General features: G+C 45.2%; 12 protein-coding genes. 8 read left to right on the top strand and 4 right to left on the bottom strand.

All coding sequences use genetic code 11. From position 1 onward, the window contains the following. Positions 1-146: 146 nt before the first annotated feature. From ACFQV5_RS08460 to ACFQV5_RS08435, 6 genes are all read left to right on the top strand, one after another. On the top strand, positions 147-449 hold the full coding sequence (locus tag ACFQV5_RS08460) for a MazG-like family protein (RefSeq protein ID WP_208920954.1): 303 nt from the start codon (positions 147-149) through the stop codon (positions 447-449). A gap of 6 nt (positions 450-455) precedes the next feature. Continuing rightward, positions 456-1,373 carry a DUF2232 domain-containing protein gene (locus ACFQV5_RS08455; RefSeq protein WP_379245587.1) on the top strand — a complete coding sequence of 306 codons (918 nt, stop codon included), beginning with the start codon at positions 456-458 and terminating at the stop codon, positions 1,371-1,373. 11 nt (positions 1,374-1,384) lie between these two features. Then, positions 1,385-3,376, top strand: coding sequence for a DHH family phosphoesterase (locus tag ACFQV5_RS08450; protein WP_379245585.1), 1,992 nt, complete (start codon positions 1,385-1,387; stop codon positions 3,374-3,376). Beyond that, positions 3,373-3,816 (top strand): 50S ribosomal protein L9, encoded by a 444-nt coding sequence (gene rplI / locus ACFQV5_RS08445; protein ID WP_379245583.1) that lies wholly within the window; start codon positions 3,373-3,375, stop codon positions 3,814-3,816. The genes ACFQV5_RS08450 and rplI overlap by 4 nt, the downstream gene beginning before the upstream one ends. 1 nt (position 3,817) lies before the next feature. Further along, positions 3,818-5,182: a replicative DNA helicase gene (gene dnaB, locus ACFQV5_RS08440; protein ID WP_379245581.1), complete on the top strand. Its 1,365-nt coding sequence runs from the start codon at positions 3,818-3,820 to the stop codon at positions 5,180-5,182. Positions 5,183-5,430: 248 nt separating this feature from the next. Then, positions 5,431-6,714, top strand: coding sequence for an adenylosuccinate synthase (locus ACFQV5_RS08435; RefSeq protein ID WP_379245579.1), 1,284 nt, complete (start codon positions 5,431-5,433; stop codon positions 6,712-6,714). Between the two features lie 306 nt (positions 6,715-7,020). Here the strand turns inward: ACFQV5_RS08435 and ACFQV5_RS08430 are convergent, their stop codons facing one another. The 4 genes from ACFQV5_RS08430 to ACFQV5_RS08415 form a co-directional block, all read right to left on the bottom strand. Then, positions 7,021-7,710, bottom strand: coding sequence for an ABC transporter ATP-binding protein (locus ACFQV5_RS08430; protein WP_379245577.1), 690 nt, complete (start codon positions 7,708-7,710; stop codon positions 7,021-7,023). Then, positions 7,710-8,810 (bottom strand): ABC transporter permease, encoded by a 1,101-nt coding sequence (locus tag ACFQV5_RS08425; protein WP_379245575.1) that lies wholly within the window; start codon positions 8,808-8,810, stop codon positions 7,710-7,712. The genes ACFQV5_RS08430 and ACFQV5_RS08425 overlap by 1 nt, the downstream gene beginning before the upstream one ends. 109 nt (positions 8,811-8,919) lie before the next feature. After that, positions 8,920-10,302, bottom strand: coding sequence for a HAMP domain-containing sensor histidine kinase (locus tag ACFQV5_RS08420; protein WP_379245573.1), 1,383 nt, complete (start codon positions 10,300-10,302; stop codon positions 8,920-8,922). After that, the gene (locus tag ACFQV5_RS08415; RefSeq protein ID WP_379245571.1) at positions 10,299-10,976 is read right to left on the bottom strand and encodes a response regulator transcription factor; all 678 of its coding nucleotides are present in this window, start codon (positions 10,974-10,976) and stop codon (positions 10,299-10,301) included. The genes ACFQV5_RS08420 and ACFQV5_RS08415 overlap by 4 nt, the downstream gene beginning before the upstream one ends. 233 nt (positions 10,977-11,209) lie before the next feature. Here ACFQV5_RS08415 and ACFQV5_RS08410 point away from each other — a divergent pair, with 233 nt between their 5' ends. After that, on the top strand, positions 11,210-11,851 hold the full coding sequence (locus tag ACFQV5_RS08410) for a hypothetical protein (RefSeq protein WP_379245569.1): 642 nt from the start codon (positions 11,210-11,212) through the stop codon (positions 11,849-11,851). 290 nt (positions 11,852-12,141) lie between these two features. Next, complete coding sequence (locus ACFQV5_RS08405; RefSeq protein ID WP_483874793.1) at positions 12,142-13,716, top strand: peptidoglycan DD-metalloendopeptidase family protein; 1,575 nt, start codon at positions 12,142-12,144, stop codon at positions 13,714-13,716. Positions 13,717-13,782 lie beyond the last annotated feature (66 nt).

The following is a 13,782-nucleotide window of genomic DNA, read 5'->3' as shown; positions in this document are numbered from 1 at the left end:
CCTGCCATCGCTTATACCTTGCGAAGCAGGCTTCTTCTGCAGAAGGAGTGGGACGAACTCCCCCAGGTCCCTTTTGTGTGGGTATTAGGCATTTATGCTATAATGGAGAATAAAGCTTTTTCAGGGAGAGATGGGACTTGTCAAATATGCCGAAGGATTTGGATGTGGCTAAACGGGCCAAAGTAATTGAGTGGCTGAAGACCGAAGTGGTCGATAACGTATCCCGATTGTTCAAAGCGCTGTGGGAAGGAAGCACAGCAAAGGTGGGCGATAGTCTGGCCAGCTTGATGATGAGTTCCTACATACTGGGCCGTAGACTTGGCATGTCGTATCGGGATTTAGATGATCTCTTGATTGAAAAATTGAAAAAGCATAAGCAGGAAGGTCATCAGTTGGAAGATTGGTATCAGGATATTTCCACGTTAGAAGAACATTTGCGTAAGAGGTGAACACATTTGAAACAGCGCTTTACAACGATCATATGGAGCGTTATCTATTTGCTTCTGCTACTCTCAATGCTTACACCATTTTCAATTATATCGGCATTTCTTGTGATTCTGCCGGTTGTAATTCTCTTTACAGCACTTGATGTAAGATCGTTTATTCTTCACATGCTGCCTGTCTGGCTCATCGTAGGTATTATGAGTCCCGTTTATGTCATGTTAGCTGCATATTTTTTGATCCCGGCACTCGCCATGGGTTATTGTTATCGGAAGCGTTCTCCAGCCATGCGTGTCCTGAAATTTGGGATATCAGCTATACTCTTGGAGATGTTGCTGCTTCTTATGATCGGAACGGCATTTTTTCAGCTTAACCTGTCAGAATACATTGATGAGATTGTAAAGATCACAACAGCACCACTTGAAGAAATGGGTGTAAACAGCGGACTCGCTGGGCAAATTGTCTGGACCCCAGAAAATCTAGATCTTTTAAGCCAAAGAACGATGCAAATGATACCTTTTGCGCTTATTATCAGTTCTTTCTTAATGACAGTCGTGACGCACGCTTTGGCGCGCCCGATTCTGAACAGTATGGGATTTGCCGTGCCCGCACTTAAGCGAGCTCGTGAATGGAGATTCCCTCGTTCCTTGATCTGGTATTACTTGCTCATCTGGATTATGAGTATCGCAAGCCATGATTCAAACAACAATTTCATCGAGATGATCGTGATCAATGCGATGCCATTGCTGCAGATTTGTTTTATGATTCAGGCACTCGGATTTTTCTTCTATCTCACACACCTGAAGAAATGGCATCCGATTGTTCCGTTTATTGCGGCTATTCCAATTGTATTGTTCCCACCGATGATCATTCTCGGTATTTTGGATTTGGCATTCCCATTGCGGCAGTCGATAAGTAATAAAAAAAGATAGGGTGATCAGTCATGCCTAAATTTCTTCAGAAACGCTGGCACGGCTATCATACCGTCTGGGCGTTTGCACTCGTGCTTGTACTTGTTATTTGTTTGTCTATTTATAATACGTGGCTCGGTATCATTGGACTGCTGTTTGCCATTCTAAGTGGATACGCGATGCTAAAAGCAGAGATGAAATTCCGTAGTGATCTGGTGGAATATATCGGAGATTTATCTTTTCGTATCCGCCGGGTTGAAGGAGAAGCGGTCAGTGTTCTGCCTTTCGGCATCGTGCTCTACAGTGAAGATAAGACAGTAGAGTGGCATAATCAGTTTGTTGTGAATATGTTCCCCCATCAAACGTTGGTCGGTGTGCCACTGAATGAGCTGTTTCCCAAGCTAACCGATGCTATGCGTGAAAAGAAGGAATCCAAAGAAGGCTATCCGAAGGAAATGAGACTCGAGCTATGCCATGATCAGAAATATTATGGCGCTACCGTCATACCTGAAGAACGGCTCATTTATTTGGATGAGATTACGGAGCTTGTTGTGCTTCGTCAGCGTTATGAGGAAGAAAGGCTAGCAATCGGCATTCTGATGCTGGATAACGTTGATGAAGCGGCGCAAGGAATGGATGACCAGCAGCGTACTGCGTTACTTGCTAAAGTAAGTAGCGAGGTTACGGATTGGGCCCGTGAGTTCAATATCTATTTGCGGAGACTATCCTCCGAGCGTTTCCTAATGATGCTGAACAAGAAGTCTTTGGATGCTTTGGAAAATAGTCGTTTCGTTATTCTTGATGAAGTTAGGGAAATGACTGCTGAACTGAAGGTCCCGTTGACGCTTAGTGTAGGTCTTGCTTTTGGCTCGGAAGATGTCACAGAGCTTGGTCAATTGGCTCAATCCAGTCTTGATATGGCTCTTGGACGCGGAGGCGATCAGGCAGCGGTAAAGGCAGGGCAAAGATTATCTTTCTATGGCGGAAAATCAAATGCTGTGGAGAAGAGGACCCGTGTTAGAGCTCGTGTTATTTCACATGCGCTACGTGACCTGATGCAAGAGAGTGACCGCGTGATCATTATGGGTCACAAAATGCCGGATATGGACGTTATCGGGGCTTCGATTGGGGTATTGAAGGCAGCTCAGCTCTATAAGGTCGAAGCTCATATTGTGCTCGAAGGAATTAATCCGTCGGTGAAACGGATTATGGACGAGGTCCGTAAGGATGAAAACTTAATGAGCCGATTTATATCGCCAGAACAGGCGCTGCAAATGCTCACTCCGCACACGTTGCTTGTGGTGGTGGATACCCATAAGGGATCGATGACAATGGAGCCGCGGCTAGTGAAGCAGGCGAGCCGGGTCGTTGTTATTGATCATCACCGCCGGGGTGAAGAATTTATTAATGATGCGGTGCTTGTCTATCTGGAGCCGTATGCCTCGTCAGCCTGCGAGCTTGTGACAGAAGTTCTCCAGTACATTCACGACCGGGTGTCGCTGTCACCACTGGAAGCTACAGCGCTGCTAGCGGGCATTACCGTAGATACGAAGCATTATGCGCTTCATACGGGATCGCGGACGTTTGAGGCAGCAGGTTTCCTCAGACGTCATGGCGCTGACACAATGATGATACAACGGTTGTTAAAAGAAGATTTGACAGAATTTATAGCTAAGGCTGAGATCATAAAACATGCTAGAATGGTATATGGTCATATCGCACTCGCAGTAACTCATAAGGGGGAGAAAGTTCCCCAGCTGCTCATTGCACAAGCAGCGGATATGCTGCTTAATATGACAGATGTTCAGGCTTCCTTTGTCATTGGTGAACGGACGGATGGGCAGATAGGTATTAGTGCGCGCTCCATGGGCCGCATGAACGTCCAGGTTGTCATGGAACGTCTAGGTGGCGGCGGTCATTTAACGAATGCGGCTGTGCAGCTAGACATGACGATGGAAGAAGCGGAAGCCGCGCTGCTAGAAGTACTAGCAGACATTGAAGCGAAAGAGGGGTTATTTGAATGAAAGTCATTTTTATTAAAGATATGAAGGGCCAAGGTAAGAAGGGCCAAGTTAAAGAGGTATCTGAAGGATATGCACAGAATTTCTTGTTCCCACGCGGTGTAGCTCGACCTGCTACAGAAGGCAATATGAAAACACTCGAGCAGCAGAATGCTTCTGAGCAAAAGCGCAAGCAACAAGAGAAGGAAGAGGCTATTGCTCTTGGCAAGCAGCTTGAAGAGATGACTGTGACGGTGAAAGCTAAATCTGGCGAAGGTGGACGACTGTTTGGTGCTATTACAAGCAAACAGATCGCTGAAACTTTAGCTGCACAAAAGATTAAGATCGACAAACGTAAAATCGAATTGAGTGAGCCTATTCGCCATCTTGGTGTGGCACAAGTACCTGTAAAGCTTCACCCAGAGGTAAAAGCGACACTCAAGGTTCAAATAACGGAGGAATAGAATGGGCGGAGAACTCTATTTCGATCGGATACCTCCCCAGAATCTCGAAGCGGAGCAGGCGGTACTTGGTGCTATCTTGTTACAAAGCGAGGCGCTAATCACGGCGATGGAGCGGGTGCAGACCGAGGATTTCTACGATAAGTCGCACCAAATGATCTATGAAGTAATGGTGCAGCTTGGAGAAGAGAACCAGCCGATCGATCTGGTGACACTCACCTCCCGGCTACAAGATAAAGGGGAGCTAGAGGAAATTGGCGGCGTAAGTTATTTGGCTAAACTAGCGCATGCCGTTCCAACAGCTGCTAACGTAGATTATTACGCACAAATTATCGAAGAGAAATCGATGCTCCGTCGTCTGATTCGTACGGCAACTCAGATTGTCAGCGAAGGGTATACCGGCGGTGAAGACGTATCTAGCATGTTAAGCGAGGCGGAACGACGGATTCTAGAAATATCCAACCGCCGGACAGGAAGCGGGTTTATTGCTATCCGTGATGTGCTGATGGAAGTGTTCGAAAAGGTTGAGGGGCTTTACCAAAACCGAGGTAATACGACAGGGATCCCATCGGGATTTCTTGATCTTGATAAGATGACAAGCGGATTTCAACGAAATGATCTCATTATTGTTGCCGCTCGTCCATCTGTAGGTAAAACAGCGTTCGCACTGAATATCGCCCAGAACGTGGCCATACGCGCCAAAGAGACCGTGGCGATATTTAGTCTGGAGATGTCTGCACCTCAGCTTGTTCAGCGTATGATCTGTGCCGAGGCGAATCTGGATGCAAACGTGATGCGTAACGGTGATTTCAAAGGGGACGAGGATTGGTCAAAGCTGACGATGGGGATCGCTGCCTTATCTGAGGCTGAGATTTATATCGACGATACGCCTGGTGTAACTGTTGCGGATATTCGTGCTAAATGCCGCCGTCTGAAGAAGGAGAAAGGTCTTGGAATGATTCTTATCGATTACCTTCAACTGATTCAGGGACGTGGTAAAGCTGGCGAGAACCGGCAACAGGAAGTATCTGAAATTTCTCGTACACTTAAGCAGATTGCACGTGAGCTGGACGTTCCGGTTATTGCACTGTCACAGCTCAGCCGGGGTGTTGAGCAGCGTCAAGACAAACGTCCGATGATGAGTGACTTGCGGGAATCGGGTTCGATCGAGCAAGATGCTGATATCGTAGCGTTTCTATACCGGGATGATTATTATAATCAGGAAACGGAAAAGAAAAACATTATCGAGATCATTATCGCCAAGCAGCGTAATGGTCCAGTAGGCACGGTGGAGCTTGTATTCTTGAAGAATTTTAATAAATTCGTTAACTACGAGCGAACTCATGCGGATGCCTTTGCTGCTGGTTAACAGGCTATTATTGATCAATTTCAACATTAAATAGATTTATCAGGAGATCATCCTGGGCAAATGTACGCCAAACACGAACAATCGCAATATACCAATTGCGATTGTTCGTTTTTTTATTTGACATGAAAAAAACAGGCTGTTAAACTATTACTGCTCCTAAAACAGGGCGATTAAAGATTAGAAATTGTTTCTTGTCTGAAGTGGAAGTGAAACTAATAGGTGATATTTCACCGAGCGGAGGAATGAATATGTCAACGGTAGTCGTTGTGGGGACACAATGGGGAGACGAAGGAAAAGGGAAGATCACGGACTATCTAGCGGAGAGCGCTGACGTGGTGGCCCGTTACCAGGGCGGTAACAATGCCGGTCATACTATTCTGATTGACGGTAAAAAGTTCAAGCTTAGCTTAATTCCATCCGGTATTTTTTATAAAGAGAAAACTTGTGTGATCGGCAACGGAATGGTCATTAATCCCGCTGCATTGATTGAAGAAATTAAATATATTCATGATCATGGTTTTGATACAGATAATCTGGTTATAAGTGACCGCGCACATGTTATACTGCCTTACCACATCGCATTGGATGCGCTTGAGGAAGATCGTAAAGGCCCTAACAAGATTGGTACAACCCGTAAAGGGATTGGCCCTGCTTATATGGATAAAGCCGCTCGTAATGGTATTCGAATCGCTGACTTGATGGATGCGGAAGAATTCGAGATGAAGCTGCGCCCTCTGATGAAAGAGAAGAATGAGGTAATCAAGTATATGTACGGCGGGGAAGAGTTGGATGTAGAAGAGACACTGGCACAGTATCTCGCGTATGCTGAAGAGATCCGTCGTTATGTGCGTGATACTTCTGTTGTGCTTAACGACGCTATTGATGCGGATCAGAAGGTATTGTTTGAAGGTGCACAGGGCGTTATGCTGGACATCGACCAAGGTACGTATCCGTTCGTTACATCTTCGAACCCATCCGCTGGAGGCGTATGTATCGGTTCCGGCGTTGGTCCATCAAAAATTCAACAAGTTATCGGTGTGGCTAAATCCTACACGACGCGTGTTGGAGACGGCCCATTTCCGACTGAGCTTAACAACGAAATCGGTGATTATATCCGTGAAAAAGGCCATGAGTACGGTACAGTAACCGGCCGCGCTCGCCGTGTAGGCTGGTTCGATAGTGTAGTAGTGCGTCATGCTCGCCGCGTTAGCGGTATTACAGGGCTATCCCTGAACTCGCTAGATGTCATGAGCGGTCTGGAAACAGTGAAGATCTGTACGGCATATAAATACCGTGGTGAGGAGATTACTCATTATCCAGCTAGCCTGAAAATGTTGGCTGAATGTGAGGCGATATATGAGGAGCTTCCAGGTTGGAGCGAGGACATAACGGGTGCAAAGAAGCTGGAAGATCTGCCGGCGAATACGCGTCGTTACGTGGAGCGAGTATCCGAGCTGACGGGAATTCCGATTTCGATCTTCTCGGTAGGACGTAACCGCGAGCAGACAAATCAAATACGTCCGATTTATTAATATTGATGTTATAGGAAGTCTACCCGGATATCGGTAGGCTTCTTTTTATTAGATAGGATAATCATCGAAGAGAAGAATTTATCCGTTAATCGGTAATAATTATCCCTGTGGTTGTTCTGAATAAAGCATATAATCTAACGTAAGTTACAAAGAAAGTCAGATGCTGCAAGCGGTAGCGGTATATGTGTAGATGGATTTGGGGATCCTGCGGAAGCCGCTTGCCGCTATTTGTAGAAGACTTTATAGCGTGTAACCATAAAGAGGGCGGACTTCATGATGATAGGAAGTCCGCCCTCTTTGTTATGCTTATTGTTTAATAGGTTGTTCGGAAAGTTTACCGTCCTCGATGTATACAACACGGTCACATAAATCGAGCATGCGCTTATCATGAGTGACCATGACAGCAGCCTTCTGACGCAGCTTTACTTCATCAGCCAGCATTTGTACTACAGTTCGTCCACGTTCCGAGTCCAGGCTAGCTGTAGGTTCGTCCGCCAGAATAAGCTCAGGATCGTTCATCCATGCCCGTGCTATAGCTACACGTTGTCGCTCTCCGCCAGACAAGCTTTCCGGGTATGAATCCATCCGGTGAGATAACCCTAGTCTTTTTAATAGCTCGTCTGCGCGTTCCTCACTCTTACGCTTAGGTTGTCCGGCCAGCTTCGAAATGAGCAACAGCTGATCTCGAACGGTCAGATAAGGAATCAAATTGGATGATTGAAAAATAAATCCGATATGATCAAGCCGGATCTTGTTCATCTGCTTGGATGACTGTTTGCCGACTTCTTTATCTCCGATAATAATTCGGCCTTTCGTTGGTGACAGTAGCGCTCCTGCAATGGATAAGAATGTGCTCTTACCTGAACCTGAAGGTCCGACAACGGCTACAAACTCGCCTGCTTTTACCTCTAGGGACACATTATCAAGAACTTTTACAGAAGTATCTCCGTCTCCAAATTCCTTGGTTACATGGTCGAGTACTAGTTTATTACTCATTAAGCAGCCCTCCCGATAGCTTCGATAGCATCAATTTTGATGACCCGATAGAGCGATATTAGCGATCCAATCAGAGAAACGAACAGGAACAATCCAGATGTGAGCAGCACCATAGATGGTGTTAGAACAAATGGAAGCCCGTTACCGATCAAAGCTGCTACACCATAGGTAAGAGCAATACTGATGACAAGACTGACAACCGATAGAAACAAGACCTGCATGATAAGGTTCTTGGCTAAGTATGCGGATTGTGCACCGATAGCTTTAAGGACACCGAATTGGTTTATTTTTTGAATGGTAATAACATAGAAGAATACGGCTAGAACAAAAGCGGCAATGATATATAGAAATGCAATCATCATCGTGAGCGAGCCTTGCTCTTCTTTAAACCCTGGTATGCCTTGCAGGGCATCACTTTTATTAATGACAGCCATGTCAGGAACTTGCTGCGCTAGTTGATCAGCTTGATCCGCGTCCGCGTTAAGTGCAATTGCGTTGAAGTATAGTCCGCGGTCCGAGTTTGCTCCATGAAGGGATTCCCAACCTTTGAAGTTCATATGAAGAACTGGGGCATGGCTAAAGGATTGACCTTCTGTGAAACCGACGATGGTGAAGGTTTTGCCGGAAGCTTGATCTACGACTTGGTCACCCAGTTTGAAGTCTTCTTCTTTTAGCGACTTGTCGGCTAAAATTTCATCACCATTCGCTTCGTTAATCATCGAGCCCTCCACGACTTTAGGAGCAAGCATCTGCTTCGTATCAATCGCAAAAAAAGCGACGTCCACTTTCGCGGTGGAGTTATTACGGGTTACGGTAGTCATCTGCACACCCAAAGGAGTGGCAGCCTGCTCGCCGGCATACTTCTGTACATTATCAACGTCTTTCTCCAGTAGTACAGAGCGATTCAGCCGATTGTCAGCCTCCTTTTGTATAACAAGATAGTCAGATTTCATATTTTGGATGGAGGATGCATTATCTGACGCCAGTCCTTGAGCTAGTCCCGTTACAAACAGTACGAGCCAAGCGATCAGGACCATAATGAATCCGATTAATAAATAACGCAGCTTTGAATGTTTAAGCTCACGCAAGGCAAGAAACATATTATTTCATCTCCATTTCTGTAGATTCTGCCAAGTAGTATCGGCTGTGACTACAGTATAGAAATGTAATATGAACGGAGCATGAACAGGGTCTGAGTACGTGTTCAACCTAAACCGTAGGAAGAATAACGCGGAACTTCGTTCCTTTGCCAAGCTCACTTTCTACTTCAATGGTGCCGTGATGCAGGTCGATAATTTTTTTAGCAATGGACAGGCCAAGCCCGGTGCTCGTTTCTTTCCGGTCTCGGGCCGTATCTACTTTATAAAATCGGGTAAATACATGGGGCAGATCGGATTCTGATATCCCGATACCCGTATCTGAAATCTCTACACAGCATCTATTGTCTAGGCGGAAGACACGTAAAGAAATCGTGCCTCCTGGATCGGTGAATTTCACGCTGTTCGTGATCAGATTCGTCCACACCTGATGCAGTAATTGCTGGTCTCCATGTATAAACAGAGAGGGAAGCTCCATATCGATCGCCAGATCTTTACTGCGCCAGCTCCATTCTGTAATGGATAATACCTGCTTAATCTGAGCGGATATATCAAAGGTCTTCTTCTCTAAAATTTGTTCTTCCTTATCAAGCGAGGCCAGCATGAGCAGCTGTTTACTTAACTGGGACATCCTCCGACTTTCGTCCTCAATAATGGATAAATAGTGCTGACGCTGTTCTTCAGACAAGCCGTTGGAAGACTGGAGTGTCTGGGAAAAACCTTGTATGGAGGCGAGTGGCGATTGGATTTCATGCGATACATTGGAGACAAATTCCTGCCGCATCTGCTCTAGCTGTTCCAATCCCTTTGCCATATGAGCGAAGTGATCAGCCAACTTCCCGATTTCATCCCGCCGTTTAACATTCAGCTTCAGATTATATTTTCCTTGTGAGATTCGCTTGGTTGCATCTGTCAGATTTATGATCGGTTTTACGATGTAACGTGTAGTAATACCGACCAGAAGGATGCTTAGCAAGAACGAAATGATCATAATTATAGAGAAGAAGATACGCATTTCACCGAATTGAACAATCACGTCTGGTCTAAGAAAGAGAGCGTGGTTCATTCCGTTAATGTTAATAGGTACCCCAATCGAGTTCGTGAGGTCGTTATTAAAAAATCCAGTAATAAACAGACTGGAAGGGAAGTTTAAAATACCATGATAGGTTGTTCCGCCGATGACTTGTTGAATGATCTCAGGATCGAGGGACGTATTCCTGAATTCTCCGCCATAGAATTTGCCTTCCCCATCAGCATTCACGAGATATAGCTGATACCCCAATTTCCCCATGTGAATCATATAATCTTCTACATCCACATTTGGATTCTTGTTATAAAAGTCTTCGATATCGTAGGCCATTGCTGTGAGTTTCTGGTCGTTAAAAGGCTTTAAATTGTACTGGTAATAAATATTAGACAAAACAAATGCGATGACACTGCTTACCATCATGATCACAACCGTTGTGACCACGATTCGGGAATAGAGTGTTTTCACGTGGTTCCAACCTCCAGCTTATACCCGACTCCTCGGACTGTCCTGATGGTGAAATCCTCGCTTCGGTCAGCAAAACGTTCCCTAAGTCGTTTAATATGCACATCTACAGTACGATCGTCACCGTCAAAATCTGAACCCCAAATGAGCTGGATCAGTTCATCACGTGTAAACGTCCGGTCTGGATAGCTTGCTAGCTGCGAGAGCAGCTCGAATTCCTTCATGGGTAGCATCAACACTTTATCGTGTCCATGAACCTCATAACTTTTTCGATCGATTGTTGTCTGGTTCAGATGGATTTTATCAGCGCTCACCATCTGATAGCGGCGAAGAAGGGCCTTGATTCGGAATATCAGTTCCTTGGGTTCAAAGGGTTTCGTTACATAGTCATCCGTTCCAACGGCAAAGCCTCTTTCTTTATCAAGGAGCTGGTCTTTGGCTGTAAGTAAAATAACCGGGAAGTCATAGTCGTTCCTGATTTCCTCTGTTAGCTGATATCCATCCTTATTCGGCATCATCACGTCAACGATGGCCAGATGAATTTGCTCTTTTGCTAGACAAGTCGAAGCTTCCTCTCCATCGGATGCCTCAAACACAACATAACCTTCAAGCTGAAGGTGGTATCTTAACAATTCCCGGATATGAGAATCGTCATCTGCAATCAAGATATGAACCATAACTGGTAAACCCCCTAGGATGGTAATTGGAAGTAAGGAATATAGTCATCATAGCACGAGCCTAGTTTTGCCCAAAATAATATAAAGCATAAGGTTCTCAAGGGGAATGTTATAAAAATGTTATAGAAAGGGCAATTTAAGAGGTTGAACCTCCGGCGTGTCGTCCATACTGGATAAAGAAGGTAATAATGACCATGTCATTTCGGACCATGCATAAGAAGGAGGCAGAGCACATGAAGCTGATGAAATGGCTGCTTAAAATCAGTCTTACGGCAGTGCTTGTAAGCACACTAACGATATTAACAACAGGACTCGTAGTGAGCGCCTATCTCCAATCGGTGCTGGCCAGCTTTAATATACAGCTGGATACACAGGCCATGGGGGTAGGGGGCGTCATGAAAAATTTCTTCGGAATGAACGGTTCTAGTCAGGACAGTATAACACCGGATTCATCTGGCGTAATAAGTAATGATTCTCCATCGAAAGAGGGAATGGATAACAGTTCGAAGGATGCGAATTCAGAAGGAAACAATGGTGCTACGGATCCTGTAACAGAGAAGGAAGATGGGAACCCGACGGCAGAGGACGATATTCCACCTGACAATTCTTTGCCGGTGATGGGAGAAATAACAGATGAGCAGATCGTAATGACGCCTGATGAAATGGTAGATAAGAAAAGCAGTCTTACCACACAACAGAAGGAAGATATTTTTACACTGCTCATGAACAAATTGCCTCAGGAGGAAATGCAAAAAATATCTGAAGCCATGGAGGATGGATTAACCGTTGCTGAGCTGGATGAAATTCAGAATGGCATTTCAAAATATTTAAGCAAAGAGGAATTTGAGAACTTAATGACAATGCTTCAGCAATAAGCCTGAGTCACTTGTTAGCTTAGGGTTGTAATTATTTTGTTACCTCACGAAAATTACAAATGTAGGAAATTGAGTCAAACCCACGTCCCGCGTGGGTTTTTTCAGTTGTCTGTAAACTTGCTCAGACTGTAAAAGCTATGTTAAAGTTAATTAGTGTTGAAAAGGTTAAGATTTTGAAACCTTTTGACGAATCATGATATTTAATTCATAGAAACTTATTTCGCTCGACGAGGACCCGCATCATTACTTCATTCGTACATAGGGATATAGGGCTGAAAAAGGAGAAGAGCATGAAAGGTTTTAAAAATACGAGGTGGTACGACAGCATGAAACGCAGTCTAAGAGCTGAGCGTTCCTCCAAAGAAAACGAAAACTCCATACATGAATCCGTTGTTCAGACTGATACGAAACAAAAAGGATGGATGTCTCGCAAGTGGATCTTGATCCCGGCAGGCACACTGCTCATTGCAGGGTCGGTTTTTTTCGCCGGACGTGAATATGTGAATGCTAATACAGTGCCGTTCTATCACGTATATGTGAACGGAGAAAATATAGGTGCAATTCAGAATGATGAACAGCTGGACGAGCTGTTTGAACAGAAACAGAAATACTATCAGGAGAAGTATCCTGATGCGACGATGGTTCTGCACACCGACGGTATTACAACGAAAGCGGACCGAGAGTTTAAACCAGAAGTAAAGAGTGAAGAAACACTCGCGAAACTGGATGGCATGCTCAAAGCGTATGCCCGTGGTGTAGAACTGAAAGTTGACGGAGAAACTGTAGCAATCGTTAAGGATCAAGAGACTGCCAAGGCTGCGATCGAAGCAGCGAAAGCCAAGTACACTCCTGCGGCGGATAAGACGAAGACAACACAATCAAAAGTGAAGCAGGTCTCCGCTTCGACAGCAAAGAGCAGCTCGAATGAGCAGGACACTGTAAAGTCAGTTGAAGTGAAGGAGAAGCTTACGCTTGCTCTTACCAAGGCAGATCCGAATAAAGTGCTGGATGTTGAGGAAGCAGTTGAAGCGCTGACAGACACGAAAGAAGAACCTCTTGTTTATAAAGTGAAAGAGGGAGATACGATTTCTTCCATCGCCTTGGCGCATGATATGAAGCCTGCTGAAGTTGTAGCACTTAACCCAGGTCTTCAGGAGAAATATCTTCAGATCGGTCAGGAACTGGAACTGAGCCGGCCGGTAGCTCCGTTAACGGTTCGTACAGTCGAAACTGTAACGGAGAAAGTGCCGAGCAAAGCTGAAACGATCGTCCGCACAAGTGATGAACTGCCGAAGGGCAAAAGGAAAGTCGTGCGTGCAGGACGAGATGGTGTGAAGCAGGTTAGCTATGTGGTCACCAAGGAGAACGGTAAGGTTGTCTCCAAGCAGTGGACAGGCCAAGAGGTGATTGAACCTGCGATTCCTGAAGTCGTTTATAAAGGAACGAAGGTCGAAGTGAAGAAACAGACTACGACAACTTCTTCAACGGTAACGACTCAATCAAGCAGCATGTTCGCATGGCCTGTCACTGGGGCGCGAATTACAAGCTCATACGGACAGCGTTGGGGTCGTACTCATGAAGGTATCGATATGGTCGGTGGTCGAACAATCATGGCATCAGCCGCGGGTAAAGTGGTGTTCGCTGGACAACAAGGCAGTTATGGTAACGCCGTTATTATAGATCACGGCGATGGTTACCAGACGCTGTATGGACATATGAGCAGTATTTCCGTTAGCAGCGGACAATCCGTATCACAAGGAAGTAAGCTTGGGATTATGGGTAGCACAGGTCGCTCGACAGGGATACATCTTCATTTTGAAATTCGTAAAAATGGAGCACAATTAAATCCAATGAAATATTTATAATCCTATGTTATACTGGGACTACTAACGATGACATAAGCCTTTATTGGTTCATATATCATAATCTAG

It is taken from the genome of Paenibacillus sp. GCM10028914, assembly GCF_042666275.1.
Classification (GTDB): Bacteria; Bacillota; Bacilli; order Paenibacillales; family Paenibacillaceae; genus Paenibacillus_AQ.
The sequence above is the reverse complement of the archived record's forward strand: the minus strand, read 5'-3'. Positions and strand labels throughout refer to the sequence as shown.

Excerpts from the sequence above, each read along its gene's own strand:
- ACFQV5_RS08415 (WP_379245571.1), bottom strand. The coding sequence starts at position 10,976 with ATGGTTCATATCTTGATTGCAGATGACGATTCTCATATCCGGGAATTG.
- ACFQV5_RS08435 (WP_379245579.1), top strand. The coding sequence starts at position 5,431 with ATGTCAACGGTAGTCGTTGTGGGGACACAATGGGGAGACGAAGGAAAA.
- ACFQV5_RS08460 (WP_208920954.1), top strand. The coding sequence starts at position 147 with ATGCCGAAGGATTTGGATGTGGCTAAACGGGCCAAAGTAATTGAGTGG.
- ACFQV5_RS08405 (WP_483874793.1), top strand. The coding sequence starts at position 12,142 with ATGAAAGGTTTTAAAAATACGAGGTGGTACGACAGCATGAAACGCAGT.
- ACFQV5_RS08425 (WP_379245575.1), bottom strand. The coding sequence starts at position 8,810 with ATGTTTCTTGCCTTGCGTGAGCTTAAACATTCAAAGCTGCGTTATTTA.
- rplI (WP_379245583.1), top strand. The coding sequence starts at position 3,373 with ATGAAAGTCATTTTTATTAAAGATATGAAGGGCCAAGGTAAGAAGGGC.
- ACFQV5_RS08430 (WP_379245577.1), bottom strand. The coding sequence starts at position 7,710 with ATGAGTAATAAACTAGTACTCGACCATGTAACCAAGGAATTTGGAGAC.
- ACFQV5_RS08410 (WP_379245569.1), top strand. The coding sequence starts at position 11,210 with ATGAAGCTGATGAAATGGCTGCTTAAAATCAGTCTTACGGCAGTGCTT.
- dnaB (WP_379245581.1), top strand. The coding sequence starts at position 3,818 with ATGGGCGGAGAACTCTATTTCGATCGGATACCTCCCCAGAATCTCGAA.
- ACFQV5_RS08450 (WP_379245585.1), top strand. The coding sequence starts at position 1,385 with ATGCCTAAATTTCTTCAGAAACGCTGGCACGGCTATCATACCGTCTGG.